Origin of the sequence: Micromonospora sp. WMMB482, from assembly GCF_019038635.1 — a bacterium.
Lineage (GTDB): Bacteria > Actinomycetota > Actinomycetes > Mycobacteriales > Micromonosporaceae > Micromonospora > Micromonospora marina.
This window is the reverse complement of sequence record NZ_JAHOPD010000020.1, coordinates 3,100,132-3,125,299: the sequence shown is the minus strand read 5'-3', so window position 1 is coordinate 3,125,299 and position 25,168 is coordinate 3,100,132. Positions and strand designations below refer to the sequence as shown.

The following is a 25,168-nucleotide window of genomic DNA, read 5'->3' as shown; positions in this document are numbered from 1 at the left end:
GGATAGCGTCGGACCGGCCGGTGCGGTCCGGCGGCGAGGAGGCGGGCATGACCGGGGCGTTGCGGCTGGGCGGACGGACGTTCGGCCCCGGTGAGCTGGTGGTGATGGCGATCGTCAACCGCACCCCCGATTCGTTCTTCGACCGGGGCGCCACCTTCGCCCAGGACAGCGCGCTGCGCGCGGTGGAACGCGCGGTGGACGAGGGCGCCGAGATCATCGACATCGGCGGGGTGAAGGCCGGGCCGGGCGACGAGGTGGACGTGGCCGAGGAGATCCGGCGGACGGTGGACACCATCGCGGCGGTCCGGTCCGCCTTCCCCGACGTGGTCGTCTCCATCGACACCTGGCGCGCCGAGGTGGCCGTGGAGGCGGTCGCGGCCGGCGCGGACCTGCTCAACGACACCTGGTCGGGGGCGGACCCGGCACTGGCCCGGGTGGCCGCGGCGACCGGTGCCGGGCTGGTCTGCTCGCACGCCGGCGGGCTCGCCCCGCGTACCCGGCCGCACCGGGCCGCCTTCGACGACGTGGTGGCCGACGTGGTCGGCACCGTGACCGGGCTGGCCGAACGCGCGGCCGGGCTGGGTGTGCGCCGGGACGGCATCCTGATCGACCCCGCGCACGACTTCGGCAAGAACACCCGGCACTCGCTGGAGATCACCCGGCGGCTGGCGGAGCTGACCGGCACCGGCTGGCCGCTGCTGGTGGCCCTGTCGAACAAGGACTTCATCGGCGAGACGCTCGACCTGCCGGTGCCCGAGCGGCTGGAGGGGACGCTCGCCGCGACGGCGGTCTCGGCCTGGCTCGGCGCCCGGGTGTTCCGCGCCCACCAGGTCCGCGAGACCCGCCGGGTGCTGGACATGGTGGCGTCGATCCGGGGCGACCGGCCGCCGGCGGTGACCCGGCGCGGGCTGGCCTAGCGGACGGTCCGGGCGGGTCAGGTCCAGCGCAGGACGCCGCGCCGCCACGCGTACAGGATGCCGAGCGCGACGATCGCCACGAAGACGCCCATCTCCACGACGGTGGTGGCGCCGAAGCCGGGCCGGTCGAAGACCAGCGCCCACGGGAACAGGAAGACCGCCTCGACCGCGAAGAGCACGTAGAGATACGCGTAGACGTAGTACCGGATCTGCATCTGGGCCCAGTCGCCGCCGACCGGATCGATGCCGCACTCGTACGTGGTCCGCTTGCCCCACGGCTCGGCCGGCCGGCTCGGACGTAACACCCGGTTCGCGGAGAACGCCGTCACGAAGAAGAGCACGGCGGCGAGCAGCAGCAGACCGAGCGTGGCGTAGGAGCCGAGATATCCGGTCACGACCGGAGCGTACCGGTCCCGTCCAGATGTCCCGGACACGTTACGAATTTGTTTCCTGGCAGGACTGGTGCTGAATGGCAAGCATCACCGAATAATGAGACCTCTTGATCGTCCCGGAGGACAGATGGCCCGCCTGCGCGTTCGACCCGTTCGGCGGGTCGCGCTCCGCCGTACCCTCGCGCTGCTGGCGCCCGCGTTGGTCGCGGCGCTGGTGGCGGTGGCGCCGGTCGGGGCCGTCGCCCACCCGGGGCCGGCCGCCGCGCTCCGGATGATCGAGCCCGTGGAGCCGGGCGGCGAGCCCACCGAACCCGCGGCCACCGGCGAGCCGACGACCACGGCGACGGCCCCACCGCCCACCGAGCCGCCGCCACCCGCGACCGAGCCTCCGGCTCCGGTCACCACCCCGCCGCCCCCGCCGCCGACGAGCGCGCCCGCCGAACCGGCGCCGACCACCGCCGCGCCGGCCACCACGGCACCGGCGCCCCCGCCGGTCGTACCGCCGGTCAAGACCCCGCCGCCACCGCCGGCGCAGCCGGCCGGCGGGCCCCTGGGGGTACGCGTGAACACCGAAGACGTGGTCCTCCCGCCGGCCTACTGGAACGCCGACGCCACGGTGGCCACGCTGCGGGTGACGGTGACCAACACCGGCGGGCGGGCGGAGCGGATCAGCCTGGGCTACACGCTGCCGCCCGGCCTGACCGACGCGGGCACCCCGGGCTGCGAATCGGCCGGCGACGGCAACCACCGCTGCGTCGGGTGGGACGCGGAGCCGGGCGCCCGGTTCAGCGCGACCATCCGGCTCCGGGTCGACGGCGACGCCTGGCGGACCATGCCGCTGGCCGGATCGGTCCAGGTAACCGCCGTCGCGCCCGGTGTGACCGGTGCGGCGTACGACGACGAGGGCTTCGCGGTGCTGTTCCCGCCCGGGCCGCCGGTACCGGGCATCTCGCTGCGCGCCGACGAGGTGCTGTTCGACATCAGCGGCGCGCCCAGCACGCTCACCGTCCGGCTCGGCAACACCGGCGAGGTCGACGCGGCGGGCCGGATCGAGGTGCTCCTGCCCGAAGGGGTGACCGTGGCCGGCAGCGAGAGCGGCTGCGCCCCGCTGTCGGCCGACCGGACCCGCTGCGAGCTGGGCGCGCTGGCGGCCGGGCGCACCACGACCGTACGGCTGACGCTGGCCGCCTCGGCGGAGGCGCAGCGTCGGGCGCCCCTGTCCGGCGCGGTGATCGGCCGGCTGGATCCGCGTAGCGGGCGGGACCGGCAGGTGCAGATGAGCTTCCGGATCAGCGCGGCGGCGGCGGAAACCGTCCCGCCCGGCGGGGCGCCGGCCCCGACCGGCTCGCAGGGCGTGCTCGTCGCCGCCGGCGGACGGGACGGGGACGGCACCTCGGTCCGGGGGACCGCCGTCGCGCTCATCGCCGTGTCCGGTCTCCTGGTCGTGCTCGCGCTGACGCTGGCGACCCGTTCGCTGCGCCGCCGCAGCGACATCACCGTGCCGGAGCGTCCGATCACCGACCGGTGATCATGGATATGCGGTGATCTGGGTTACGGACCCAGGTACTAAACCCTGCAAAGCAGGGCATACAGCGGCCCGAACCAGTCCCATACGTCGGACCTCGACCAAGGTGGCCCTAACGTGGCGACGTAGGCTCTGACGTGAGAATCGGAGCGGGCCGGGCCGGCAGGGGCGACGGCGCTCAGTGAAGCGAGGTGCGGGTGTGACCAAGCAGATCCGTCAGCTGGACCGGGTGGTCATCCGGTTCGCCGGTGACTCCGGCGACGGCATGCAGCTCACCGGCGACCGGTTCACCTCGGAGACGGCGCAACTGGGCAACGACATCTCCACGTTGCCCAACTTCCCCGCCGAGATCCGGGCTCCCGCCGGCACCCTGCCCGGCGTGTCGAGCTTCCAGGTGCACTTCGCCGACTACGACATCCTGACCCCGGGCGACGCGCCGAACGTGCTGGTGGCGATGAACCCCGCCGCGCTCAAGGCCAACCTGGCCGACCTGCCGCGCGGGGCGGACATCATCGTCAACACCGACGAGTTCACCCGGCGCAACCTGGCCAAGGTCGGCTACGCGGCCAGCCCGCTCGACGACGACTCGCTCGCCGGGTACGCGGTGCACCCGGTGGCGCTCACCTCGATGACGATCGGCGCGCTGGCCGAGCACGACGTGTCCAAGAAGGACGCCGAACGGGCCAAGAACATGTTCGCGCTCGGGCTGCTGAGCTGGATGTACTCCCGCCCGTACGAGTCCACGCTGCGCTTCCTGGAGCGCAAGTTCGCCGCCCGCCCCGAGCTGGTGGCGGCGAACGTGGCCGCGTTCCGGGCCGGCTGGAACTTCGGCGAGACCACCGAGGACTTCTCCGTCCGGTACGAGGTCAAGCCGGCCAAGATGCTGCCGGGCACCTACCGGAACATCACCGGCAACGCGGCGCTGTCGCTGGGCCTGGTGGCCGCCGGGGTGCGTTCCGGGCTGCCGGTGTTCCTCGGCGCGTACCCGATCACGCCGGCCTCGGACATCCTGCACGAGCTGAGCAAGCACAAGAAGTTCGGCGTGGTCACCATGCAGGCCGAGGACGAGATCGCCGCGGTCGGGGCGGCGCTCGGCGCGTCGTACGGCGGCTCGCTCGGCGTCACCACCACGAGCGGTCCGGGCGTGGCGCTCAAGAGCGAGACGATCTCCCTGGCGGTGGCGCTGGAGCTGCCACTGGTCATCGTCGACGTGCAGCGGGCCGGGCCGTCCACCGGCATGCCCACCAAGACCGAGCAGGCCGACCTGAACATGGCCCTGTACGGCCGGCACGGGGAGGCGCCGGTCGCGGTGATCGCGCCGAAGTCCCCGGCCGACTGCTTCCACGCGGCGCTGGAGGCGGCCCGGATCGCGCTGACCTACCGCACCCCGGTGATCCTGCTGTCGGACAACTACGTCGCCAACGGCTCCGAGCCGTGGCTGCTGCCGGACGTGGAGTCGCTGCCCGACCTGCGGGTCGAGTTCGCCACGAAGCCCAACGGCGAGGACGGCACCACGTTCCTTCCTTACCTGCGGGATCCGCAGACGCTGGCCCGCCCGTGGGCGGTGCCCGGCACGGCGGGTCTGGAGCACCGGATCGGCGGCCTGGAGAAGGCCGACAAGACCGGCGACATCTCGTACGACCCGGCCAACCACGACTTCATGGTGCGGACCCGGGCGGCCCGCATCGAGACCATCCCGGTCCCCGACGTCGAGGTGGAGGATCCGGACGGCGACGCCCGGGTGCTGGTGCTGGGCTGGGGCTCGACGTACGGGCCGATCGGCGCGGCCTGCCGTGGCCTGCGCCAGCGCGGGCTCTCGGTGGCCCAGGCCCACCTGCGGCACCTGGCCCCGATGCCGGCGAACCTCGGCGAGGTGCTGGGCCGGTACGACAAGGTGGTCGTGCCGGAGATGAACCTCGGCCAGCTCGCCCACGTGATCCGGGCGAAGTACCTGGTCGACGCGATCGGCTACAACCAGGTCCGCGGCCTGCCGTTCACCGCCGCCGAGCTGGAGACGATGCTGGAAGAGGTCCTGAAGAATGTCTGAGCCCGTCGCCCTCAAGCTCACCGCCAAGGACTTCAAGTCCGACCAGGAGGTGCGCTGGTGCCCCGGTTGCGGCGACTACGCCATCCTGGCGGCCGTGCAGGGCTTCATGCCGGAGCTGAACATCCCCCGGGAGAACATCGTCTTCGTCTCGGGCATCGGCTGCTCGTCGCGCTTCCCGTACTACATGAACACGTACGGCATGCACTCGATCCACGGCCGTGCCCCGGCGATCGCCACCGGCCTGTCGGTGTCCCGGCCGGACCTGTCCGTCTGGGTGGTCACCGGTGACGGCGACGCGCTCTCCATCGGCGGCAATCACCTGATCCACGCGCTGCGCCGCAACGTGAACCTGAAGATCCTGCTGTTCAACAACCGGATCTACGGGCTCACCAAGGGCCAGTACTCGCCGACCTCCGAGGTCGGCAAGATCACCAAGTCGACGCCGGTCGGCTCGGCGGACGCACCGTTCAACCCGCTGTCGCTGGCACTCGGCGCCGAGGCCACGTTCGTGGCCCGGACCATCGACTCGGACCGCAAGCACCTCCAGTCGGTGCTGCGGGCCGCCGCCCAGCACGAGGGTTCCGCGTTCGTGGAGATCTACCAGAACTGCAACATCTTCAACGACGGCGCGTTCGACCCGCTGAAGGAGCCGGCCACCCGGGACGACTTCCTGATCCGGCTGGAGCACGGGCAGCCGATCACGTTCGGCGCAGGCGGGCAGTTCTGCGTCGTCCACCCGCCGGGCGGCTTCGGGCTGGAGGTCCGGGAGACCGCGAACACGCCGGCCGAGGAGATCGTGGTGCACGACGCGGGCGTGGCCGACCCGGCGTACGCGTTCGCGCTGTCCCGGCTGCCCGGCCTGGACCTGAGCAACACCCCGATCGGGGTGTTCCGGTCGGTGGACCGCCCCTCCTACGACAGCGTGGTGCAGGAGCAGGTCACGGCCGCCAAGGCCACCGTCGACCGGAGCCCGGAGCAGCAGCTCGCCGCGCTGCTCGGCAGCGGCGACACCTGGACGATCCTCTGATCCGCCGCTGACCCGTCACGGACGAGGGGCGGGCCGTTCCCCCGCGGAACGGCCCGCCCCTCGCGTGTGACGCGGCTCGGTCAGGCGGCCGCCGAGGCGGACACCCACAGCTCGTCGACGGCCCGCTCGGCCGCGGCGAGGCTCTGCTCGAACAACGGGATCAGCTCGGCCATCGCCGGGTTGACCGGGGCCAGGGTCAGCTCGGTGCAGATGAACCGCGGCTCCAGCCCGGTCAGGGACAGGCCGTGCGGCAGCCACGGCTCGGCGTGGTCCCAGCCCTCCCGCGGGGTGCCCGGACCGTACCCGCCGCCGCGGCTGACCAGGACGACGAACTGACGGTCGCCGAGCAGCCCGGCGTTCGTCGCCGGGTCGTACGCGATGCCGGGGGCGATCAGGTGGTCGACCCAGGACTTCACGCTGCTGGGCGGGCCGTAGTTGTAGAGCGGGAGCCCGAGCAGGACGGTGTCGGCCCGCGTCACCTCGGCGACGACCTCCTCGGTCAGCCGCCAGGACGCCTGCTGCTCCGGCGTGTGCTGATCCGGCGGCACCATGCGCGCGAGGCCACTCGCCGTGTTCAGGTGCGGCAGCGGGTTCTGCCCCAGGTCGCGGTAGGTGACGGTGCCGTCCGGGTGGGCGGCGCGCCACGCGGCGGCGGCGCGGGCGGTGAGCCGCCGGCTGATCGACCGCTCCCCGGTGATGCTGGAGTCGATGTGCAGTAGGTGTGCCATTGGTAATCCTTCCTCTGACGATCGTTCGTGTAGAACGAACTATTTATAGCAGGCCGATGTTCCTCGGAGCGCGTAAACTGGGTCACATGTCCGCCGCACCGGTCGAGGAGTCCGAGCGCCGCTCCGGGCCCCTGCTCGATCACCTGGCCCGGCGGATGCGGCTGCGCTCGGAGTCGGTGCTGGCACCGCTGGGCCTGCGCCCCCGTCATCTGGTGGCGCTCACCGTGCTGCGCGACTCCGGCGGCATCAGCCAGCAGGCGCTGGCCGGCACGCTCCAGATCGACAGCACGAACGTGGTCGGGCTGCTCAACGACCTGGAGGCGGACGGCCTGGCCGAGCGCCGCCGCTCCCCGGAGGATCGCCGCCGGCACGAGGTACGCCTCACCGAGGCGGGCACGAAGCGACTGCGCGAGGCCGAGTGCGCGCTCGCCGGGGCGGAGGAGGAGGTTCTCGGCGCGCTGGCGCCCGGCGAGCGGGCCCTGCTCTACGACCTGCTGCGACGCGCCACCCAGGGCCGGTCGTCGACCTGCGGTGAAGTGATCGCGGAGGGCGGCGCGGGCGCCTGCTGACCGCAGGCGCTCAGCGGGCGCGGAGTCAGAGCGCGGACGTGGCCTGCGGCCGGTCGTCCCGGACGTGGACGAGCATGTCGCCGGTCTCGATCACCGAGGCGGCACGGTCGTTGAGCGTGACCACCTTGCCCCGGCGGACCAGCGCGATGACCAGCGCCTCCAGCTCGCGCGGTGAGCGGCCCACCTCGCTGCGCTCGGCCGACCGCATGGCAAGCGCCATGCCCTGCCCCGGGGTGAGCAGATCCTCCACCACGTCGATCAGGGGCGGGGCCGAGGTGGACAGGCCGAGCAGCCGACCGGCAGTGGCCGACGAGACGATCACGTGGTGCGCGCCGCTCTGCTTGAGCAGCGGCGCGTTCTCCGCCTCCCGGACCGCCGCGATGATGCGTACCTGGCCGGCGGTGAGCTGCCGGACCGTGAGCGCCACCAGCACCGAGGCGTCGTCGCTGTCGGTCGCGATGATGACCGACTTCGCGGTACGCACGTGCGCCTGCTCCAGCACCGACGAGCGGGTCGCCGAACCCTCGATCGTCACCAGCCCGTTGGAGGTGGCCTGCCGCAGCGCCGGCCCGCTCCGCTCGACCACCACGATCTTGGACTTGTCCGTGCCGTTCTCCAGCAGGGCGGAGACCGCGCTGCGGCCCTTGGTGCCGTAGCCGCAGATGATGACGTGGTCCTTCACGGTTCTCCTCCACCGCGACAGGCGACGGCCGGTGCGGTACTGCTCGGTCAGGACTTCCAGGGTGGTGCCGACCAGGATGATCAGGAACAGCACCCGGGCGGGGGTGACGAACAGGACGTTGATCAGGCGCGCCGACGGGCTGACCGGGGTGATGTCGCCGTACCCGGTGGTCGAGAGCGAGACCACCACGTAGTAGAAGCAGTCGAGCAGGCTCAGGCCGCTGTCGTCCACGTCGCGGTAGCCGTCGCGGTCGAGCCAGACCACCGCCACGGTGGCGAAGACCAGGCCCAGGGCGGCGAGCAGGCGCAGGCTCAGCGCGCTCAGCGGCCCCCGCCGTTGCGCGGGAAAGTGGATCACCGTCGGTCCTGCTCCGCCGTCGTCGCCTGCACGCCCTCAAGATAGCCGGTACGCCGCGAGCCGGCTGGCTGGGCCGGGCGTCGGCTCCCGGCGGCAAGCGGTAAGGATTTCGTCAGATCCATCGACGTGCCTACAGGTGAGACTGATGACTCACCGATCGTGACGAGGGGACGTCGGATGCGTACAGGCATGGCATTGACCGCGCTTGCCGCGGCAGTCGGGATGGTCGTCTCCGGGGCGCCGCCCGCTGTGGCGAACCGGCCCGGGGACCGCCCGCCCGGAACGGCCCGGCCCACCCGGCCGAAGCCCACCGTCGCCCCCTCGCCGACCTTCTCCCCACCACCGACCGCCTCACCGTCGCCGACCGCCTCGCCGTCGCCCACGGGTACGCCGACTGCCACCACCCCGGCGCCGATGCCGACGGCGAAGCGGACCGCCGTGGTGCTGCCGTCGCTGGACGGCCGGGGCAGCATCGCGTACGACGTCAACACGGCCGGGGTGGTGGTCGGTGCGGCGGAGGTGGCCGGCGGCTCCTGGCACGCGGTGCGCTGGGTGGACGGGCGAGTCGAGGATCTGGGGACGCTCGGCGGACCGAACAGCCAGGCCCAGGCGATCGACGACCGGGGCCGCATCGTGGGCACCGCCCAGGCGGCCGACGGCAGCAGCCACGCCGTCGCCTGGGTGGACGGGAAGATCCAGGATCTCGGCCTGACCGGGGGCATCTTCTCCATCGCGTACGACACGGCGGGCGACCGGGTGGTCGGCGTCTACCACGTCACCGACAGCGTCTCCGGGCGGCGGCCGTTCGTCCGGACCGGGAACACCGAGATCACCATCGACGCCCCGCCGGGTGCGAGCGCGCTCGCCGTGAACGAGGCGGGCACCGTCGCGGGCACCTACGGCTACAAGGACTGGACCGATCCGCCGTTCGTCAACCAGGCGTTCGTCTGGCGCGACGGCGTCCTGCGGTCGCTGGGCACCCTGGGCGGACCCACCAGCGACGCGGCCGGCATCAACGACCTCGGTCAGGTGGTCGGCACCAGCTGGACCGCGGACGGCCAGTTCGCCGCCTTCTTCTGGGACGGTGCGGCGATGCGCCGGTTGGCCACCACGTCGGCCTCCCCGACGGCGCAGGCCGTGAACGACTCGGGTCTGGTGATCGGCACCGACGGCACGGCGAGCCGGGCGATGATCTGGCCCTCACCCACTGCGGCATCGCAGTTGCTGCCCCTGCCGGACGGTGCGGTGAGCAGCGTCGCGGTCAATGTCAACGACACCGGCCTGATCGTCGGTCACGTGTCCTTCACCTCGCCGAGCTGGCAGCTCCGAGCGGTCGTCTGGCGTTGAGCCACACCTGCCCGGCCGGTACCACGGGGGCCGGCCGGGCAGGTGCCGGGCGCGTGGACGGGGCATGATGGGAACGTCCGGGACGCCCGACCGCGAGGAGGCCGGCATGTCGTTGCTGCGACGGGTGATCGGCGGGGTGCTCCGGCGCATCCGCCTGCGCCAGGGCCGCACGCTGCGCGAGGTGGCCCTGGCCGCGGGCGTCTCCCTGCCCTATCTCTCCGAGGTCGAGCGCGGGCGCAAGGAGGCCTCCTCCGAGGTACTCGCGGCGATCTGCCGCGCGCTCGGCATCCACCTCGCCGACCTGCTCGAAGAGGCCCGCGACGAGCTGCGCCGGGAGCGCCCCGCACCGGTCGGCCCCGGAGTCTCGGCGGCCCGGTTCGACCGGGTGCCGACCGCCCGCACCGGGCCACACCTGCGGGTCGGCCCGCCCCGGCTGTCCGTCACGCGCCGTCCGGCCGTGTCGCCCCGCCCACCCGTGTCCCGCCGGCCTGCCGTCTCGCTCCGGCCGCACGTCGCCCGCCGGCCGGTCACGGCCCTGCCGCTGCTCGGCGGCGCACTGCGGCCCGTGGGTCCGGGGCCGGCGCCGCTCGGTCCGGCCCTCGACGCCGCCACGCCGATCGGGTTCGCCGGCGGAATCCGGATCTGGCCGGCCCCCTCCGCACCGGCCGTCCGCCCCCGTCCGCGTACCTCCGTCACGGTGGCCCGGCGGCGAGCCCGCGCCGGCCGGTGGCGGCCGGTCGCCGCGTAGCTTCTGCCCAGGGCGAATCTGCCCCGGGCAGAAAGGCTGGGCCGCGTGGATGCGCCCGGCGGACGCTGGAGACCGCCGGGTTCCCGGGCGGTCCCCCGCCCACCGGCGGTACGGAGGTGGGCGGCGATGGGTGGCATCTGGATGCTCGACGAGGGGCAGCCGGCGTTCGGCGACCGGGTCTTCGAACGGCTGCTGACGGAACGGATCATCTTCCTCGGCACCGAGGTCACCAACGCGTCGGCCAACCAGATCTGCGCGCAGATCCTGCTCCTCGCGGCCGAGGACGCGGAGCGCGACATCTTCCTCTACATCAACTCGCCGGGCGGTTCGGTCAGCGCCGGGATGGCCGTCTACGACACCATGCGGTACGTCAAGAACGACGTGGCGACGCTGGCGCTGGGGATGGCCGGGTCGATGGGGCAGTTCCTGCTCTGCGCCGGGGCGGCGGGCAAACGGTTCGCGCTGCCGCACTCGCGGATCATGATGCACCAGCCGTCCGGCGGGATGGGCGGCACCGCCGCGGACATCACCATCCAGGCCGAGAACATGCTGCACGTGAAGCGCACCATGCAGGAGCTGATCGCCCGGCACAGCGGGCGGACGCTGGAGGAGATCCAGCGCGACTGGGACCGCGACCGCTGGTTCACCGCCGAGCAGGCCCGCGAGTACGGCCTGGTCGACCAGGTGCTCACCCGCGTCGACCAGCTCGCGGCGTGAGCGGGTGCGGCCCGGCCGGTCCCGCACCGGCCGGGCCGCCCTCGGTGATCAGGGGTAGCTGACCACCGTGCTGGTGCCGTACGAGCCGACGACGGGCGTGCCGATCTCGTTGATGGTGCGCTCGATGCCGCCGCTGCCGTCCAGGAACACGGTGATCGCGTCGTGGAACCGCACCCCGGCCCGGCGCGGCGCCTCGAATCCCCGGTCGCAGCGGATGTCCACGCCCTGGTTGAAATACGAGTAGACGCCGAGCCCCCACGCTTCGTGCGTGCGGACGTGGTCGGCGACCTTGTACGAGGCCCAGCCGTTGCCGGTCGGGCTGCGCCAGGCCGCCTGGCTCGGCGGATCGTAGGGCAGCTCGCTCTGGTAGAACACGGTCCGGCCGCGCTCGCCGTTCCAGATCGTCTGCCAGCGCTGGTAGTGCTCGACGAACAGCCCGTAGGCGGTCACGTCGTCGCCGTTGACGATCACGCCGGTCGCGGCGGTGTTCACGGTCCAGCCGATCGTGCCGGCCCGGCCGTGGTCGCCGCGCCAGGCCCAGATGTTGTCGATCAGCGTGTGCCGGCTGTTGACCACCAGGCTGGTCACCGCCCGCCCTGCGTACGGGCCGCCGATGCGGAAGAACACGTCCTGGAGCGAGATCGGGTTGGTGGCGTGCGACCGGTGGCAGTGCCGTGTACCGACCTCGACCAGCACCGGCGACTCGACCGGCCCGGCGTCCACGAGCACCCCGGCGATGCGGACCCCGTCCACGTCCTCGATCCGCAACGCCGCGTCTCCGCGGTCCGGCACCAGGCTGGGCATGCCGAGGCCGAGCACGACGGTGTTCGGACGGCGTACCCGCAGGGCCCGGTCCAGGTGGTAGACGCCGGGGGTGAGCAGGAGGTGCCGGCCCCGGGCCAGCTCGGCGTTGATCCGCTTCGCCGAGTCGGTGGGCCGGGCGAGGTAGAACGCCGACAGCGGCAGCGACGGCACCGGCGCCCGACCGGTGGCCCAGGTGGTGCCGGCGGTGTCGCGGCGCAGGCGCGGTACGGCGACCCGCCAGGCGCCCCGGGCGTCGACGAACAGATACGGCTTCTCCCGGGTGACAGGGCTGGTCGGCAGCGTGGTGTACGGCGGGTCGGGGAAACCCTGCGCGGGCGCGCCGATCACACCGGAGAAGACCTGGTTCCACACGCCGTTCGTCCACTCGCCGCCGAGTTCGCTGTCCCGGGTGAGCCACTGCTGCTGGGAACCGTTGATGGTGATGCCGTCCACCTTGGAGTCGGCGATGTAGCCGCCGCTGGAGTAACCGCCGTTGCCGGGCTCCAGCCACAGCACGCCCTTGACGTGCACCCGGCGCATCGGTGACGCCTGGGAGACGGCCCATTGGTTCGACCAGTCGGTCGGGGTGACCGCGAGGTTCTCCGCCGAGCGCCAGAAGTTGGTGAGCGCGGAGATGCCGGCGGGCGAGTTCGGGTCGGGCTGCCCGACCACCCGGACCGCGCCGTGGATCTCCACGTCGTCCGGGTGGGCGCCGAGACCGGCGACAGTCGTGTAGTAGCCGAGCCGGGCGTCCACCTCGTAGCGACCGGGCTTGAACAGCACGGCGTACCTGTCGAAGCCCATCTCGTTGCGTTCCTGGGCGGTGAACAACCGGTCCAGCGTGGACTGGATCTCCTCTACCGGCGTGCTCGGGTCGTACACGAAGACGTTGGGGCCGAGGTCGGGCTCGCGGGCGGGGCGTGCGGCCGGCGATGCGACCGGGGACGCGGCGGCGGCGCCGGCCGGGAGGCCGAGGGCGGTGAGCGAGGCCGCGGAGGCGGTGAGGGTGAGGAAACGGCGGCGGGAGGGGTCGGGTGATCGCATCTGCCTGCCTGTTCGGTGAGGGGACGGGAGAGCGCTCTCTCGGCTGTTCCTACCTCATCACCGTCGATACCGCCAGAGCCCGCCGGTTCGCCGAACCGGCGGGCTCTGCTGCGGGCTGCGCTCAGGCGCGCTCGGCGCGCTGCCTCACCAGGTCGTCGACGAGCTTCTCGACGTAGTCGGCGGTCTCCTCCCAGCGGGTGACCGCGACACAGCGGATGCCCATCGCCTTGACCGGGTAGTCGTTGCCACCCACGTCCAGGCGGTCACCCACGAAGAGCACGTTGTCGATCTTCAGGTCCAGGTGTTCCAGCAGCTTCCGCATGCCGTACGCCTTGTCCACGCCCTTACGGGTGACGTCGATCGAGGTCGAGCCGCCGCCGCGCACCTCCAGGTCGGGCAGCTTCGCCGCGACCGCGTCCCGCAGCCGGCGCTTCTTGTCGCCGTCCGGATCCCAGCCGTACTTCTCGGCCGGCGGGGCGGACTGCCCCAGCGCGGAGAACGTGATCTGGCTGCCCCGGTCCTCGATGATGTCGCCCCAGGGCTTCGCCTCCCACAGACCCAGCGCCTGCGCCGACTCGGTGAGCGCGGCGACGACACGGGCCTTGTCGGCCTCGGTGAGATCCTCCGCGTAGACCTGCCGCCAACCCCCTTCGGACCAGCGGTAGTAGCGGGTGCCGCAGGTCGGCATCAGGTGCAGGCGGTCGCGCTGCTCCTCGGTGAGGTCGAGGTGGGCGAGCACCTGCGACTGGAACTGTTCGAACCGGCCACCGGAGATGACCAGTACGTCCACCTCGGTGAGCAGGTGGCCGAGCAACTCCGCCATCCGACGATCGATCTGGGACTTGGAAATCGCCAGGGTGTCGTCGAGGTCGAACGCCACCACTCGAAGATCGTTCACGAATACCTCATGTCGTCGCGGACAGGCCAGACCTAGCAGGGTACCGACGGTAACCCTGCGGCGTCCGCGTGCCCCGATCGTCACTCCACGCAGCCTTCCGGTCGCAGGCTATCTCCTTCGACACTCACTCGTGGCCACGAGCTGCGGAAACGTCGGCGTACACCACCCCGTCGTCGCAGGCCGCCACCACCGACGCGGGCCACTGGGGGTCGTAGTCCCGGCACCGGCTCACCCGCCGGAAGGCGGTCGCCTTCTCCCGCCCGGGCAGGAGCAGCAACGCACGGTGAGCCAGATCGGCCATCGTGGCGATCCCCATGGTGACGCCGTGCGTGGGCACCTGGTCGACCGAGCGGAAATCGGGATACGTACGAAGGTTGTCCCGCCTGGTCGACTCCGCCAACGGCACCACCCGCGTGACGCTCTCCCGTGGTGCCCCGGGGCCGTTGAAGCCCACGTGCCCGTCGCCCGAACCGGACGCCAGCAACAAGAGGTCGATGCCCCCGTGCGCTCGAATGCGCACGTCGAAGTCACCGGGCCGCTCCGGTCCGGGCACCCACACCTGAGCGGCGGGAACCCGGTCCCCCGGCGGCAGCCCTCGGTTGAGCGGGCCGACGATCTCCGCTGCGACGTACCGCTCACAACTGTGGTGGCGATCCGCCGGCACCGGCATGAACCCGCCAGCTCCGGAGTCGACATACGCGTCCAGCGAGACCACGACGAGCCCGGCGACCGGAATGCGCTGTTCCGCCACGATCCCGGCGAGAGCCCGGAATGCCTGGGTCGCACTCCGGCCCGAGGGACAGCCCAGGAGATAGCGGCGGCCCTCGGACGCGGCGCTCCGCAACCCACGGGCAATCTCCAGCGCCACCTGCGTCGCGAGATCCGCAACCGAGGCGAATACGACGGACCGGACCTGCACCACTACCCACTCCCACCACTTTGGAGTGATTCGACGAGATGAAGACATTGCGTCCCCCGCTACCGTCGTTGATAACGCCCGGGCGAAATCCGCGCCAGAGGGGAGCCGACGATGTCATCTCCTGCCTCATCCGACGTGACCGCCAATCTGCAGCGATTCGATGGAATTCGGGTACACGATCTTTTGCACGAATACAGTGAAAGGCGCGCCGCCGTGGTACACCTTCGTGTGGTCGACGCACCGGCGACCTACGTCGGCACGGTCCATGTCGACATCGACGTACCGGTGCCGGCGCGGGGTCGCAGCACCTGGACACCGCTGGTCAAGTTCGCGGTGCCGCTCCCGCTGGACTCCCTGCTGGCCACCGGCACAGCACCACCCCGGGTCGCCGCTCTGACCACCTCCGGCGGCAGCCGCACCATCGGCACGCGTCAGGTCACTACCGACTCCTGCCTGATCGTCGAGGCACCCACCCGGGAGCTACGCGGACTGTCCGGCAGCCTGCGCGTCAGCTTCACGAGCGCCAGCCTGTTCTTCCTGATGGGTGGCGACGGCGTGCTCCAGACGTGGCGACTCGGCTTCTCCGTCGAGACGCCGTCCGCCTCTCGCACGATCATCAACCTCGAACACTCGCCAGAACTGTCGTTGCGATGCCGGGTGGACACGTCCGAGTACCACTCACTGGCGCAAGGAGTCGGGCCGGGCACAATTCGCAAGATCGGTTTCTACCCGTACGGCCGGGGCGAACTCTCCTACCTATTCGGCCTGCACAGCGAATCGCGCTTCCGCAATCTCGCGATGCTGCCCTTCGCCGGATGCGTCGGCCTGCTGGCCTCCGCCCTCACCATCGCACTCGTGTACGGCGGCTACACGGACATGGCCGCGGTGACGCTCGCGCTCGCCCTCGCGCCGCCCGTGCTCCAGGCGGTACGACCGTCGACCGGCTTCTACCGATCGGCTGACATCCACAGCCGCAGCCCTGGAGCCTGGATCTTCGCCATCTCCATCATCCTGTACGTGCCCGCCGCGCTGTTCGCGATCATCACCATCACCGATCTCACCGAACTCCGCCGGGCGAGCCAGGTTCTCTGCTACGCGTTCGGTGTGCTGCTCGGCCTGCTGGGAGCGGCGATCCTCCTCGCCGTAAGGGAGCAGATCCTGCCGCCGCACTACTGCGACGTCTGCACGGCACGGCTCATCTGGCGTCGCCGAAGCAGGCTGCATCGGGTAAGCAGGCGTACGGTGAGCCATTTTCATCCTGCGTAGCGGTTCGCTTCGACGTGGTGCAGGGCGAGGATGGCCTGGACGATCGCGGTGGCTCGGCGTGGGCAGCAGCGCAGCTTGACCAGAATTTTCCAGGTCTTGAGCGTGGCGATCGCTCGTTCTCCGCGGGCGCGGATCTTGGCGTTGGCCCGGTTCACGGCCTTTTGCCGGCGTGACAGCTTCGGGCGGAAGCGGCGTCGCTTGAACGGGGTGCGCACGCTGCCACGGGCGCCCTGGTAGCCCTTATCGGCGAAGGTCATCACATCCGCGCGGGTCAGAGCATCGATGATGCCGTGATGGCGGGCGGCGGTCAGGTCGTGTACCGACCCGGGCAGTGCCGGTGATGCCCACACGAGCCGGCCGGCGGCGTCCGCGATGACCTGCACGTTCACGCCGTGGCGTTTGTGCTTGCCGCTGTAGTAGAGCCTCTGATCGGCGACTCGGTCGATCGGGATGAGCGTGCCGTCCAGGATCGCGTACGCCAGCAGCCGGATGCGTCGCATCGCGGTGTCCAGGTCATCGGCTGCCGAGCTGAGCAGGGCGATCGCTTCCTGGACGTAGCGCCAAGCAGTGGCGACGCCGATCTCGAATCCGGCCGCGAGTCGGGTGTAGGTGTCGCCGTTGCGCAGATGGGCGAGAGCGAGCAGCGCCTGCCGGCCGGGTTCGAGACGCCGCCACCGGGATCGGCGCTGCTTACGGTGGCCGCGGATGCGTTCGGCGAGGTGGTTCAGGGTGCGGCTGGACAACGGAATCGTGGCGGGGTAGGACAGCATGGCGAGGCTCCCGGTCGGGGCTTCGAGTCTTGGTCGACAGCTGTCCTACCTGGAGCCTCGCACCCATCGATCACCGGGCCTACCGCAACCGCCCTGAGCTGCAAGATCAGCTTGGAAAAGGCTCGGTGTGCGAGACATGCTTCGCGGACATCGAAGCCCAGGGGCAGGCGAGAGGCTGAGGACGTGGCGCACGAACCGCTGACATTCGACCTGGCCGCCGAGATCGCCGAAACGGTTCGACCAGCCCTGTCGGACGCGGCAGCGACGACCACTCTCGGCGAGATCACCGAGGACAAGGGCGGCGGCCACACCGCCCACAAGGTCGACGACGTCGCCGAGCGGGTGCTGTTCGACGCGCTGCGGCGGAACGGATTCCGAGGACAGGTGTTCTCCGAGGAAGCCGGCCTCGTGCGCCTCGGCGACGAGCCGCGAATGATCGTGTGCGACCCCTACTGCAACACCACGCTGACGTTCCACGGCGTACGGGAGTCGGCGGTGGCCGTGTACGAGTACACCGTCGAGGGAGGGTTTCTCAGTGGCGCCATCGCGGACATCCAGATCCCGCGTGTCGTCTGGGCCACCTCGGAAACCGGTGCGCACGTCTCGTCGATGCACGGCAGCACCTCGCCCGCGACCTGCTCGGCCACGGAACACGTCGAGGACGCGTTCCTGGTCGTGTCGCTGCTGAAGCGCAACCGCCGGCAGGATCCCCCGCTGAAGCTGCTCGGCGGTCCCAAACTGCTCGGGACGGTGGACGGCGCCATCGTCGCCGCCCGGATCGCGGTAGGCGAGGTCGACGGGTTCGTCGACCACCAGTTCGGTCAGCCGTCCTACGAGACCCTGGCGTACGAGTTGGTGGCTCGGGCCGGCGGCACGGTCACGGATCCCGCCGGCCGGCCGATCGACTTCGGTGAGATCGTCAGAGGTCTCGGCCGGGGCGAGGTGAGACGACACCAGATCCTCGCCGTCGCGAACCCGAGCCTGCACCGCGACGTACAAGCCCACCTCGCGGGCTGACGACTGCTCGCCCCGAGCTGCGGAAGAAGTCGCTGTCCTCGACGGCCCCATCGTCGGTCGGATCCGTCCGTTCCCCGCCCTGACCGGCACAGCTCCGACCGGCGGTCACTTCCACCCGCGGTCCGATGACCGGCGTCCTGACCCGCCCGCCCACCGGCTTCCTCGTCTCGTAGTCAGCCGCCGCGCCTGACGACACGACTGCTCACCATGCGCTTTTATGCAGTCACGCTGGGTTGAACTGCTTCACGGAAAATTGCATTTGGCAAGAGAAAGCACCGAAATTTTCTCGATGCGATGCATCTGCTTGTCAGGTACCCGACAGTGAATTGCCCACTCTTGTGCTAGCTGTCCGCCGGGAGGATGCTCGAACCGTCGAACGGCACTGCGTCGCCTCGCACAGAGGGCGGCGCCCGGCTGCCACCGGACGCCGCATTCGACTCCACCGCTGCAACGGAAGGAGTCACGTTGACTGTAATCCCTCACGGGTCAGACTTCGAGACACCAGAGGACGAGGACGAAACCGTTGCCGAGTCGATCGACCGGCACCGGCTCATCCTGGCGTACATCAAGACGCTCAGTCCGATCATCGCCGCCGTCGTCGCCTGCATCGGGACGCTGGTGGCAGCGCTGGTCCGCTGACCCGCCGGCCCCGCGCTCCGGCTCCGGCCGGACGCGGGGCCGTCCCTCGCACCGGGAATCTGGCACACTGCGGCGATGCCGACGTTCGATCGACTCTTCGCCTGACCCTCCAGTTCCTCGGCACCGAGACGCCGGCCCGGCCGCCGTGGACGCGATCAGCTCGGGATCGACGGTCCTCCCGCACCCGAGGTCGTCAGTCGAGCGTGAGCCGCAGGTCGGCATCGTCCCAGCCGTCCGAGGCACACCAGCCTCGCAACCGGCAGCGGTGCGTCCGGGTGTCCTCGGCAGCCTCCGTGTACGCCTGCTCAGGGATCGTCGGGATCCCGGCCCGGGTCAGGTCCTGCAGGGGCGGTGCGCTCACCGGGTGGTCGGCGGCCACGATGAAGGAGCCGTCCAGGGTGCGTACCAGTTGCGCAAGGGCGCGGGACAACGGCTCCACCGCGCCGACGTCCGGCCGGTGGCGGGGATCGACACCGCCGCGCAACAACAGCAGTGCCCCGTCGAGCACGGTCACCGCTGCGGAGGCGGATCTGCCGCACCTGCCGGCGTGGAAGTAGTGCAGCACCGGAAACGCCAGATGTCGTTCACCAAGCCGGACGAGTTCCGGGGTCAGGCTGGTGAGGTGCTGGGTGAACATGGGGGCGAACTGCCCGTCCGCCCATCCGCGGCGGACGATGTCGGCCGGATCGGCGCCCAGGGCGGTGATGTGACCGGCGATCGTACGCTTGTCGACCACGGCGGGAACCACCTGCATGAGGTACGTGATGCCCAGGGTGACCAGGAACAGACCGGTGAGCACGGCGACGTTCGTCGCGAGCTGCGCAGCCGCGTTTCCCGGCGTGTAGTCACCGACACCGAGGGTGAAGATCGAGAATCCGGTGTAGTAGAACCGGGACCAACCGTCGGCGGGACGGCCGAACTGGTCGAGCACCGCATCCGGGGTGGCGCTGAAGACCAGAAGCCAGCCGAGCCACAGCCCGGTCACCCAGGCCGCGAAGGTGACCACCAGCACGCAGGTGCCGGACCAGCGCAGCAGTCGGTGCCGGCGAGGGCCACGGCCGGCGAGCCTGCGAATCAGACGCCAGACGCCCTGCGACACGCGCCGGGTGAGCCAACCGGCCCCGCCCGCCAGGGACAGTGTCGTCAACGCCGCGTCCAGCAGGATCGCCACCACCACCAGCAGGCCGGCCGATACCCACAGCACACTCATCGTTCCACCCCATTTCGCCCGGCGTCTCGGCTCGCAGAGTGCTCCGTACCGAATCAACCTCAGGCACAGCGGCGGCCGGCGCAACTTTCCGGCCGGTGTTCCGCGGGGCGGATGCTAACGACGGCCACCGAGAAAGGCGTGGGTGATGACGCCGGCGACGGCGATGGTGGCGGCGGAGACGGCGGCTGAGGTGGTGCCCGTCGGTTGCAGCATCCAGGTCAGAACCTCCTGGTACACGTGCCCGCTCGCCGGTCCGGACAGCACCACCACCAGCGTCCACCCGACCGGGAGGAGCCAGGCCCACTGCGCACCCCAGGCGGCTCCGATGGCGAGGAGCCCAGCGAGCCCGGCGGTGTCCCGGATCATCAGCGCCGTCTTCGCCAGTGATTCGCCGGTCAGCACCGGCGCCGCGGAGATGAGGGCCGCGGTGGCCATCACAGCCAGGAGGTGCGCGGCACGACGGGGCTGCCACGCGAGGGAAGCCGTCCGCTCCAGCTCGGGATCGGCGCCGGTGAGCCCGGGCCCGAACGCGACGGTGGCGACGAGCGCGGACAACGACGCGACCGCGAGCCTGAGCCGCGGCTCATCGGCCGCCTGTCCCAGCCACCACGACACGAGTACGCCGGCCGCTGCCGCCCCGGCGGCGGCAAAGACCCCCCGGCATCGCAGGTACAACGTGAGCCATCTCATCCCTCGTCACCGACCAGGATGTCGAGCAGGTTCACCTCGGTGCAGGCCAACGCCGCCTTGCGCAGTGCGGCGACCCGGTCCCGCTGTTCGGCCGCCGGGAGCGCGCCGAGTGCCTGCCACGTCTGGAGTGCCGCGTCGCGGTCCGGGCCGGCCGGTGGTGCGCCGTCGATCAGCCAGGCGGCCGCGGCCAGCCGCGCGACGCGGTTCGCCCGGGCCGCGTCGGGGTTTCCGAGGGTGTACGCACACGGCCGGGTGCCCGCCCCGTCCAGGAGACGCCACCGCAGTTCGTCCGGACCTCCCTTGGCCCCACCCCAGGAAGCGAGCTCGAGTTCCACGAGCAGCACGTCCTGCGGTTGCGGGGCGGGCGGAATCTCGTACCAGGATTCGGGTGTCTCGTGAACCGCGGTCGGTGCCTGCGGGAGCTTCGCCGACAGCGTCGCGAGCGCCTGCCGCGCCGGGTCCCGCAGATCGGTCAGTGCGCTGGCATGGACCCTGGTGACACACACGGCGGGCTCCGGCTCGGAGTCGCAGACCAGCGCGGCGGCCGCCGCATCGGGCACCGGCAGCCGCTGCCGGCCGGCGGGGAGTATCGCCAGGGCCACCACGGCCGCGGCCACGGCTGGCAGGACCGCCGCCGTCCGGGTGGTCCGGGTGGAGCAGAGGAAGCCGGCGAGCGCACTCACCGCCAGGCCGACCAGCCAGACGGTGTGTGCGACGCTGACTCTGCCCAGCACCGTCACGAAGTCGCCCCAGAAGCCGAACGGTGACGGGGTCAGCAGGTGGACGGCCTTCGGCACGTGGGCGTACCCCCGGTCGGTGATGGCGACGAGCGCCACGGTGGCACCGACGACGGCGGTGAGCGGCGGAGTCAGCCGTGCCGGCGCGAGCGCCCCGACGGTCATGCCGAGCCAGACGCCGGACACCACCCAGAGGACGCCGACACCGGCTATCACGATGGACTGGCGCGGCAGGTAGCTCGCGTAGGCCGCGACCTGGGCCGCACCGCCGGCGTACATCAGGCCGTAGCCGGCGGCCCCGCAGAGCGCCATCGACACGGCCGCCGGCAGCACCCGCTGCCACCGCGGACGGGCGGTCGCCGCGACCAGTTCCCCGGTGCGGCTACGACGGTCGCGCCCTGCCTGCCACGCGCCCAGGCCGAGCGCCATGGGCCAGAGGATGAACAGGTACTCCCGCTGCCAGAGCGCCAGCAACATCCACCGTCCGCCCCAACCGTCCACGGCGAGATACAGCAAGGGCGTACCGAGCAGTGCGGCGCCCAGGGCCAACCAGAGCGCCGACGAGCGACGGATCTCGATCCGGAGGATCCGGCCGCTCATGCGGTGCCGCCCCCTGCCGCGGCGCGGTGCCGGCGCAACAGTTCCGTGTACCCGCGTTCGGCCGAACTGTCGCCGACCCCCTCGCGGCCCAGCTCCACGAGATCCGTCGGAACACCCTGGAACACCAGCCGGCCGGCATCCATCAGCACCACGTTCGTGCAGGCGGCAACCACGTCCTCCACCAGATGGGTGGAGACGACGACGCAGCTCTGCCCGCCCAGCTCGCGCAGCAGCGAGCGGAAAGCCATCCGCTGCTCGGGGTCGAGACCGGCCGTCGGCTCGTCCAGCAGCAGAATCTCCGGGTCGTTGACGATCGCCTGCGCGATGCCGGCTCGCCGTACCATCCCACCGGACAGTGCCTTCATGCGAGAGCCGGCACGCTCCGCCAGGCCCACCCGTTCCAGCGCACGCTGGACCGCGTCCGGGATGTCGTGCCCCGGCACCTCCTTCAGCCAGGCGAGGTATTCGACGAACTCCCGCACGGTGAACCGGCCGTAGAACCCGAATTCCTGCGGCAGGTAGCCGATCGACCGACGCAACGCCCTCAGGTCGGGTCGTGCGTGCACGGCATGACCGAGTAGTTCGAGCTCACCGCCGGCCGGGCGTGACACGGTCGCGAGCGCCCGCATCAGTGTCGTCTTACCGGCACCGTTGGGTCCGAGCAGCCCGTGCACACCGTTGCCCAACGACAGGTCGAGACCATCGACGGCAAGGTGTCTGCCCGCTCGCACCCGAAGCCCCGCCGCCCGGATCGCCCATGCGTACGTCGTCGGTGCCAGGAGGGCGGCACCGATCACCTTCCTCATTCCGCATCTCCTGCTCATCGAAGCTCCGCGTAACCACTGCGCCGAGACGCGAGGACGACAGCCACCACCGCGGTCAGCGCCGCCCAGCCCGGCAGAGCGGCCTCGGTCAGCAGCACCGGTAGCCGGGCGGTGATGATGCTCGGGCCGACGACCACCATCGCCCACAGCAGCGCCAGGCCCCCCGCCGCTCTGGGTAGGCCGACCACCTTGCCGAGCGCCAGCGCACACGCGGTGAAGGCCAGGCAGGGCATCAACCAGCGGGCCGGGGATGCGCCGACCAGCCAACCGGCCACCGCCAGCACCGGAATCACCACGACGAGCACGACGAGGGTTCGTCGCAGCACCATCCCGAGGCCGGCCCGCGCGGTCGCCACGACCAGTTCGTGGGCCGCATCGAGCCGCCGGGTCCAGGCGGTGGCGACCCCGAGGAGCGGCGCGACCGGCGCCAGGAGCACCACCAGCGATGGCAGCGCCGCACCGCGGCCGGCGACAGCCAGGTCGAACCCGAGCGCGACCAGCACCACCAGCACCGTCGTCGCGAGCCACGGAACGAACACCGGCGTCACCCACCGGCCGGACGGCGCAGGCATCCACCGACGCCGGACGGTTGCCGGCGCGGCGGCGGAGATCGCCGCGTCCACCCGCACCCGGACGGAAGCCAACAGCGCCACCGCGTCACCGTCGATGGCGTCCGCCAGTCGACTCCGGCAGGCGGCACACCGCTCCAGATGTGTCTCCATCGCCCACAGGACGTCCGGCGCGACAGCCGGATCACCAGCGGCGTAGCGACCCAACGCCCTGGCGGAGATGTGTGCGTTCACGACAACGCCTCCCGGAGTGCCAGTCGCGCACGACGGGCGCGAGTCTTCACGGTTCCCTCCGGAAGACCGAGCATGATCGCGGTCTCCCGGACCGAGAGTCCGTCCAACACCAGGGCGTGCAGCACCTGGCGCAGTTCCGGTGCCAGGCGGCGCAGCGCGTCACCGATGTCGTCGCCGATCGCGCCGGCGAGTACCACGTCCTCAGCCGCCGGTGGATTCTCCAAGGCCAGCGGCAGCGGCACCGCCTGGGAATCCCTCGCTCGCCGCCGGAATCCGTCGACGAGCCGCCGCGCGGCGATCGACCACAGCCAGCCGAGGGCGCTACCGGCACTCACGCCCGCGTAGGAGTCGGCGGCCCGCCACACCGCGAGATACGTCTCCTGAAGGACGTCAGCAATCAGGTCGTCGTCGGCGCAGCGACGGCGGAGACGAACGAGCAGCCACGGGGACGTGCGACGATACAGTTCGTCGAACGCCGCGCCGTCGCCACGCGCGATCCGCCGCAGCAACTCCCCTTCGTCTTCCCTCACGCCCATACAGACGCCGACGCCCAAGATCAGGTTCTCTCCGGTACGACCAGCTCTCGGGTCACATCGAACTCTGCGGGGGCGACCCGCACTGTCCCCGGCGAGCGCCTTGATCGGGTGTGGGTCAGCAGGCACGGGGGTAGCGGGCAGGGATGGAACGGCTGCACCTCGGTTACGCGCTGGTGGGTGTCCTGGGGGTACTACTGGCCTTCTGGTCCAGTTCGATCCGCCGGGCACCGGTCAGTGAACCACTGCTCGCCCTGTTGCTGGGCGTACTGGCCGGCCCGGTCCTCGGGCTGATCGACCTGCCGCACCAGCAGATGACGGTGTTCACGTTGGAGGCCGGCCGGGTGCTGCTGGCCATCTCGCTGATGGCGGTCGCGCTGCGTTTTCCGCTGCCGAACTATCGGTCGGTGATCCGCCCGGTCGCGGTGCTCCTCGCCGTGGCGATGGCCGGCATGGCGGTGGTCAGCGCCGGTCTCGCCTGGCTGGTCCTCGGCCTCCCGGTGGCTCTGGCGGTGCTGCTCGGCGCCTGCGTGACACCGACGGACCCGGTCCTGGCCTCCAGTGTGGTCTCCGGTGGACCGGCCGAGCAGCAGCTTCCGGCGCGGCTGCGGCAAGTGATCAGCGGCGAGTCCGGCGCCAACGACGGCCTCGCCTTCGTCTTCGTCGTCCTCGCGCTGTCCGTGGTGACGTCAGGATCAATCGGGGGGCGTGTCCTGGAGGCGGGATGGGCGGTGCTGGGCGCGGTGGTGATCGGGGTTGCGGTCGGCTACGCCGCCGGCCGGGCCGTCACGGCGGCCGAGGCCCGGGAGGACGTCGACGGCGGTTCCCTGCTGGTCTTCACGCTGGTGCTCGGGATCGCCGCGCTGGGCGTCGCCCGGGTGGCCGGTACGGACGGGATCCTCGCCGTGTTCGTCGCCGGCCTGACGTACAACGCGGTAATCGGGGACCGGTCGCGGGCGTCGGAGCAACAACTCGACGACGCGCTGACCCGTTACCTGGTACTGCCGGTGTTCTTCCTGCTGGGTGTCGAGGTGCCGTGGCGGGACTGGCGTGATCTCGGGTGGCCCCTGGCCGCGTTCGTGTTCCTGGTGCTGCTGTTGCGCCGCCTACCGGTGGTGCTGGCGCTGAAACCCGCGCTGGGTCTGTCCTGGCGCAGTGTGGTGTTCCTGGGCTGGTTCGGGCCGATCGGCGTGTCGGCGCTGTTCTATCTGACCCACAGCGAGGGCGAGGGGGCCCGGGATCCCCGGTTGTGGGCGGCCGGCAGCCTGGTGGTGGTGGCGAGCACGGTGGTGCACGGCGTCACCGCCACGCCCGGTCGCCGCTGGTATGCCCGGCGGTCGTCGGAGTCCGCCGGCTGA

Annotated in this window: 25 protein-coding genes; 12 read left to right on the top strand and 13 right to left on the bottom strand. The window is 71.3% G+C overall.

Features of this window, described 5'->3' with window-relative positions; genetic code table 11:
* The first annotated feature begins 47 nt into the window (after positions 1-47).
* On the top strand, positions 48-917 hold the full coding sequence (gene folP, locus KSK32_RS15835) for a dihydropteroate synthase (protein ID WP_091049656.1): 870 nt from the start codon (positions 48-50) through the stop codon (positions 915-917).
* A 17-nt stretch (positions 918-934) separates the two neighbouring features.
* On the opposite strand, the gene KSK32_RS15830 is transcribed toward folP, so the two are convergent.
* Positions 935-1,312, bottom strand: a complete 378-nt coding sequence (locus KSK32_RS15830; protein ID WP_018788942.1) for an NADH-quinone oxidoreductase subunit A — start codon at positions 1,310-1,312, stop codon at positions 935-937.
* Positions 1,313-1,436: 124 nt separating this feature from the next.
* On the opposite strand from KSK32_RS15830, the gene KSK32_RS15825 reads away from it, so the two are divergent.
* The 3 genes from KSK32_RS15825 to KSK32_RS15815 all read left to right on the top strand — a co-directional run bounded on the left by KSK32_RS15825 (position 1,437) and on the right by KSK32_RS15815 (position 5,908).
* On the top strand, positions 1,437-2,837 hold the full coding sequence (locus KSK32_RS15825) for a hypothetical protein (protein WP_216931910.1): 1,401 nt from the start codon (positions 1,437-1,439) through the stop codon (positions 2,835-2,837).
* A gap of 196 nt (positions 2,838-3,033) precedes the next feature.
* A complete protein-coding gene (locus KSK32_RS15820; protein ID WP_216931909.1) occupies positions 3,034-4,881 on the top strand; it encodes a 2-oxoacid:acceptor oxidoreductase subunit alpha in 1,848 nt (615 codons plus the stop codon).
* Positions 4,874-5,908 carry a 2-oxoacid:ferredoxin oxidoreductase subunit beta gene (locus tag KSK32_RS15815; RefSeq protein ID WP_216931908.1) on the top strand — a complete coding sequence of 345 codons (1,035 nt, stop codon included), beginning with the start codon at positions 4,874-4,876 and terminating at the stop codon, positions 5,906-5,908. Before KSK32_RS15820 ends, KSK32_RS15815 begins: the two co-directional genes overlap by 8 nt.
* A gap of 80 nt (positions 5,909-5,988) precedes the next feature.
* On the opposite strand, the gene KSK32_RS15810 is transcribed toward KSK32_RS15815, so the two are convergent.
* Positions 5,989-6,636: an FMN-dependent NADH-azoreductase gene (locus KSK32_RS15810; RefSeq protein ID WP_216931907.1), complete on the bottom strand. Its 648-nt coding sequence runs from the start codon at positions 6,634-6,636 to the stop codon at positions 5,989-5,991.
* Between the two features lie 86 nt (positions 6,637-6,722).
* On the opposite strand from KSK32_RS15810, the gene KSK32_RS15805 reads away from it, so the two are divergent.
* Positions 6,723-7,205, top strand: a complete 483-nt coding sequence (locus KSK32_RS15805) for a MarR family winged helix-turn-helix transcriptional regulator (protein ID WP_254187073.1) — start codon at positions 6,723-6,725, stop codon at positions 7,203-7,205.
* A 25-nt stretch (positions 7,206-7,230) separates the two neighbouring features.
* On the opposite strand, the gene KSK32_RS15800 is transcribed toward KSK32_RS15805, so the two are convergent.
* Positions 7,231-8,244, bottom strand: a complete 1,014-nt coding sequence (locus KSK32_RS15800) for a TrkA family potassium uptake protein (RefSeq protein WP_216931905.1) — start codon at positions 8,242-8,244, stop codon at positions 7,231-7,233.
* A gap of 414 nt (positions 8,245-8,658) precedes the next feature.
* On the opposite strand from KSK32_RS15800, the gene KSK32_RS15795 reads away from it, so the two are divergent.
* The 3 genes from KSK32_RS15795 (at position 8,659) to KSK32_RS15785 (ending at position 11,056) form a co-directional block, all read left to right on the top strand.
* Positions 8,659-9,591, top strand: coding sequence for a hypothetical protein (locus tag KSK32_RS15795; RefSeq protein WP_216931904.1), 933 nt, complete (start codon positions 8,659-8,661; stop codon positions 9,589-9,591).
* A gap of 106 nt (positions 9,592-9,697) precedes the next feature.
* Entirely contained in the window at positions 9,698-10,339 is a 642-nt protein-coding gene (locus KSK32_RS15790) for a helix-turn-helix domain-containing protein (RefSeq protein ID WP_216931903.1), read from the top strand.
* Between the two features lie 126 nt (positions 10,340-10,465).
* Positions 10,466-11,056 (top strand): ATP-dependent Clp protease proteolytic subunit, encoded by a 591-nt coding sequence (locus tag KSK32_RS15785; RefSeq protein WP_216931902.1) that lies wholly within the window; start codon positions 10,466-10,468, stop codon positions 11,054-11,056.
* A 48-nt stretch (positions 11,057-11,104) separates the two neighbouring features.
* Here the strand turns inward: KSK32_RS15785 and KSK32_RS15780 are convergent, their stop codons facing one another.
* The 3 genes from KSK32_RS15780 to KSK32_RS15770 form a co-directional block, all read right to left on the bottom strand.
* Positions 11,105-12,904 (bottom strand): adenylyl cyclase, encoded by a 1,800-nt coding sequence (locus tag KSK32_RS15780; protein WP_216931901.1) that lies wholly within the window; start codon positions 12,902-12,904, stop codon positions 11,105-11,107.
* 121 nt (positions 12,905-13,025) lie between these two features.
* The gene (locus KSK32_RS15775; RefSeq protein WP_216931900.1) at positions 13,026-13,802 is read right to left on the bottom strand and encodes an HAD-IIB family hydrolase; all 777 of its coding nucleotides are present in this window, start codon (positions 13,800-13,802) and stop codon (positions 13,026-13,028) included.
* A 124-nt stretch (positions 13,803-13,926) separates the two neighbouring features.
* Complete coding sequence (locus KSK32_RS15770) at positions 13,927-14,553, bottom strand: 6-phosphogluconolactonase (protein WP_216931899.1); 627 nt, start codon at positions 14,551-14,553, stop codon at positions 13,927-13,929.
* A gap of 303 nt (positions 14,554-14,856) precedes the next feature.
* Between KSK32_RS15770 and KSK32_RS15765 the strand changes: the two genes are divergently transcribed.
* Entirely contained in the window at positions 14,857-15,987 is a 1,131-nt protein-coding gene (locus KSK32_RS15765) for a hypothetical protein (RefSeq protein ID WP_216931898.1), read from the top strand.
* Here KSK32_RS15765 and KSK32_RS15760 read toward each other — a convergent pair.
* The gene (locus tag KSK32_RS15760; RefSeq protein WP_216930649.1) at positions 15,975-16,757 is read right to left on the bottom strand and encodes a transposase family protein; all 783 of its coding nucleotides are present in this window, start codon (positions 16,755-16,757) and stop codon (positions 15,975-15,977) included. The two genes, KSK32_RS15765 and KSK32_RS15760, sit on opposite strands and share 13 nt — an antisense overlap.
* Positions 16,758-16,940: 183 nt before the next feature.
* Here KSK32_RS15760 and KSK32_RS15755 point away from each other — a divergent pair, with 183 nt between their 5' ends.
* Positions 16,941-17,774, top strand: a complete 834-nt coding sequence (locus KSK32_RS15755) for an inositol monophosphatase family protein (RefSeq protein ID WP_216931897.1) — start codon at positions 16,941-16,943, stop codon at positions 17,772-17,774.
* Positions 17,775-18,239: 465 nt separating this feature from the next.
* Positions 18,240-18,413 (top strand): hypothetical protein, encoded by a 174-nt coding sequence (locus KSK32_RS15750; RefSeq protein ID WP_216931896.1) that lies wholly within the window; start codon positions 18,240-18,242, stop codon positions 18,411-18,413.
* Positions 18,414-18,606: 193 nt separating this feature from the next.
* Here KSK32_RS15750 and KSK32_RS15745 read toward each other — a convergent pair whose 3' ends face one another.
* The 6 genes from KSK32_RS15745 to KSK32_RS15720 form a co-directional block, all read right to left on the bottom strand.
* Positions 18,607-19,623 (bottom strand): potassium channel family protein, encoded by a 1,017-nt coding sequence (locus tag KSK32_RS15745; protein WP_216931895.1) that lies wholly within the window; start codon positions 19,621-19,623, stop codon positions 18,607-18,609.
* A gap of 114 nt (positions 19,624-19,737) precedes the next feature.
* Complete coding sequence (locus KSK32_RS15740; RefSeq protein ID WP_216931894.1) at positions 19,738-20,313, bottom strand: hypothetical protein; 576 nt, start codon at positions 20,311-20,313, stop codon at positions 19,738-19,740.
* A complete protein-coding gene (locus KSK32_RS15735) occupies positions 20,310-21,650 on the bottom strand; it encodes a hypothetical protein (protein WP_216931893.1) in 1,341 nt (446 codons plus the stop codon). The genes KSK32_RS15740 and KSK32_RS15735 overlap by 4 nt, the downstream gene beginning before the upstream one ends.
* Complete coding sequence (locus tag KSK32_RS15730) at positions 21,647-22,456, bottom strand: ABC transporter ATP-binding protein (protein WP_216931892.1); 810 nt, start codon at positions 22,454-22,456, stop codon at positions 21,647-21,649. Before KSK32_RS15730 ends, KSK32_RS15735 begins: the two co-directional genes overlap by 4 nt.
* A 14-nt stretch (positions 22,457-22,470) precedes the next feature.
* Positions 22,471-23,277, bottom strand: a complete 807-nt coding sequence (locus tag KSK32_RS15725) for a zf-HC2 domain-containing protein (protein WP_216931891.1) — start codon at positions 23,275-23,277, stop codon at positions 22,471-22,473.
* Complete coding sequence (locus KSK32_RS15720; protein WP_216936127.1) at positions 23,274-23,813, bottom strand: RNA polymerase sigma factor; 540 nt, start codon at positions 23,811-23,813, stop codon at positions 23,274-23,276. The genes KSK32_RS15725 and KSK32_RS15720 overlap by 4 nt, the downstream gene beginning before the upstream one ends.
* A 143-nt stretch (positions 23,814-23,956) precedes the next feature.
* Between KSK32_RS15720 and KSK32_RS15715 the strand changes: the two genes are divergently transcribed.
* Entirely contained in the window at positions 23,957-25,168 is a 1,212-nt protein-coding gene (locus tag KSK32_RS15715) for a sodium:proton antiporter (protein ID WP_216931890.1), read from the top strand.

Bases quoted from the DNA above. Each gene is read 5' to 3' on its own strand.
- folP (WP_091049656.1), top strand. From the start codon at position 48: ATGACCGGGGCGTTGCGGCTGGGCGGACGGACGTTCGGCCCCGGTGAG.
- KSK32_RS15825 (WP_216931910.1), top strand. From the start codon at position 1,437: ATGGCCCGCCTGCGCGTTCGACCCGTTCGGCGGGTCGCGCTCCGCCGT.
- KSK32_RS15815 (WP_216931908.1), top strand. From the start codon at position 4,874: ATGTCTGAGCCCGTCGCCCTCAAGCTCACCGCCAAGGACTTCAAGTCC.
- KSK32_RS15810 (WP_216931907.1), bottom strand. From the start codon at position 6,636: ATGGCACACCTACTGCACATCGACTCCAGCATCACCGGGGAGCGGTCG.
- KSK32_RS15805 (WP_254187073.1), top strand. From the start codon at position 6,723: ATGTCCGCCGCACCGGTCGAGGAGTCCGAGCGCCGCTCCGGGCCCCTG.
- KSK32_RS15795 (WP_216931904.1), top strand. From the start codon at position 8,659: ATGCCGACGGCGAAGCGGACCGCCGTGGTGCTGCCGTCGCTGGACGGC.
- KSK32_RS15790 (WP_216931903.1), top strand. From the start codon at position 9,698: ATGTCGTTGCTGCGACGGGTGATCGGCGGGGTGCTCCGGCGCATCCGC.
- KSK32_RS15785 (WP_216931902.1), top strand. From the start codon at position 10,466: ATGGGTGGCATCTGGATGCTCGACGAGGGGCAGCCGGCGTTCGGCGAC.
- KSK32_RS15780 (WP_216931901.1), bottom strand. From the start codon at position 12,904: ATGCGATCACCCGACCCCTCCCGCCGCCGTTTCCTCACCCTCACCGCC.
- KSK32_RS15760 (WP_216930649.1), bottom strand. From the start codon at position 16,757: ATGCTGTCCTACCCCGCCACGATTCCGTTGTCCAGCCGCACCCTGAAC.
- KSK32_RS15745 (WP_216931895.1), bottom strand. From the start codon at position 19,623: ATGAGTGTGCTGTGGGTATCGGCCGGCCTGCTGGTGGTGGTGGCGATC.
- KSK32_RS15740 (WP_216931894.1), bottom strand. From the start codon at position 20,313: ATGAGATGGCTCACGTTGTACCTGCGATGCCGGGGGGTCTTTGCCGCC.
- KSK32_RS15735 (WP_216931893.1), bottom strand. From the start codon at position 21,650: ATGAGCGGCCGGATCCTCCGGATCGAGATCCGTCGCTCGTCGGCGCTC.
- KSK32_RS15730 (WP_216931892.1), bottom strand. From the start codon at position 22,456: ATGAGGAAGGTGATCGGTGCCGCCCTCCTGGCACCGACGACGTACGCA.
- KSK32_RS15720 (WP_216936127.1), bottom strand. From the start codon at position 23,813: ATGGGCGTGAGGGAAGACGAAGGGGAGTTGCTGCGGCGGATCGCGCGT.
- KSK32_RS15715 (WP_216931890.1), top strand. From the start codon at position 23,957: ATGGAACGGCTGCACCTCGGTTACGCGCTGGTGGGTGTCCTGGGGGTA.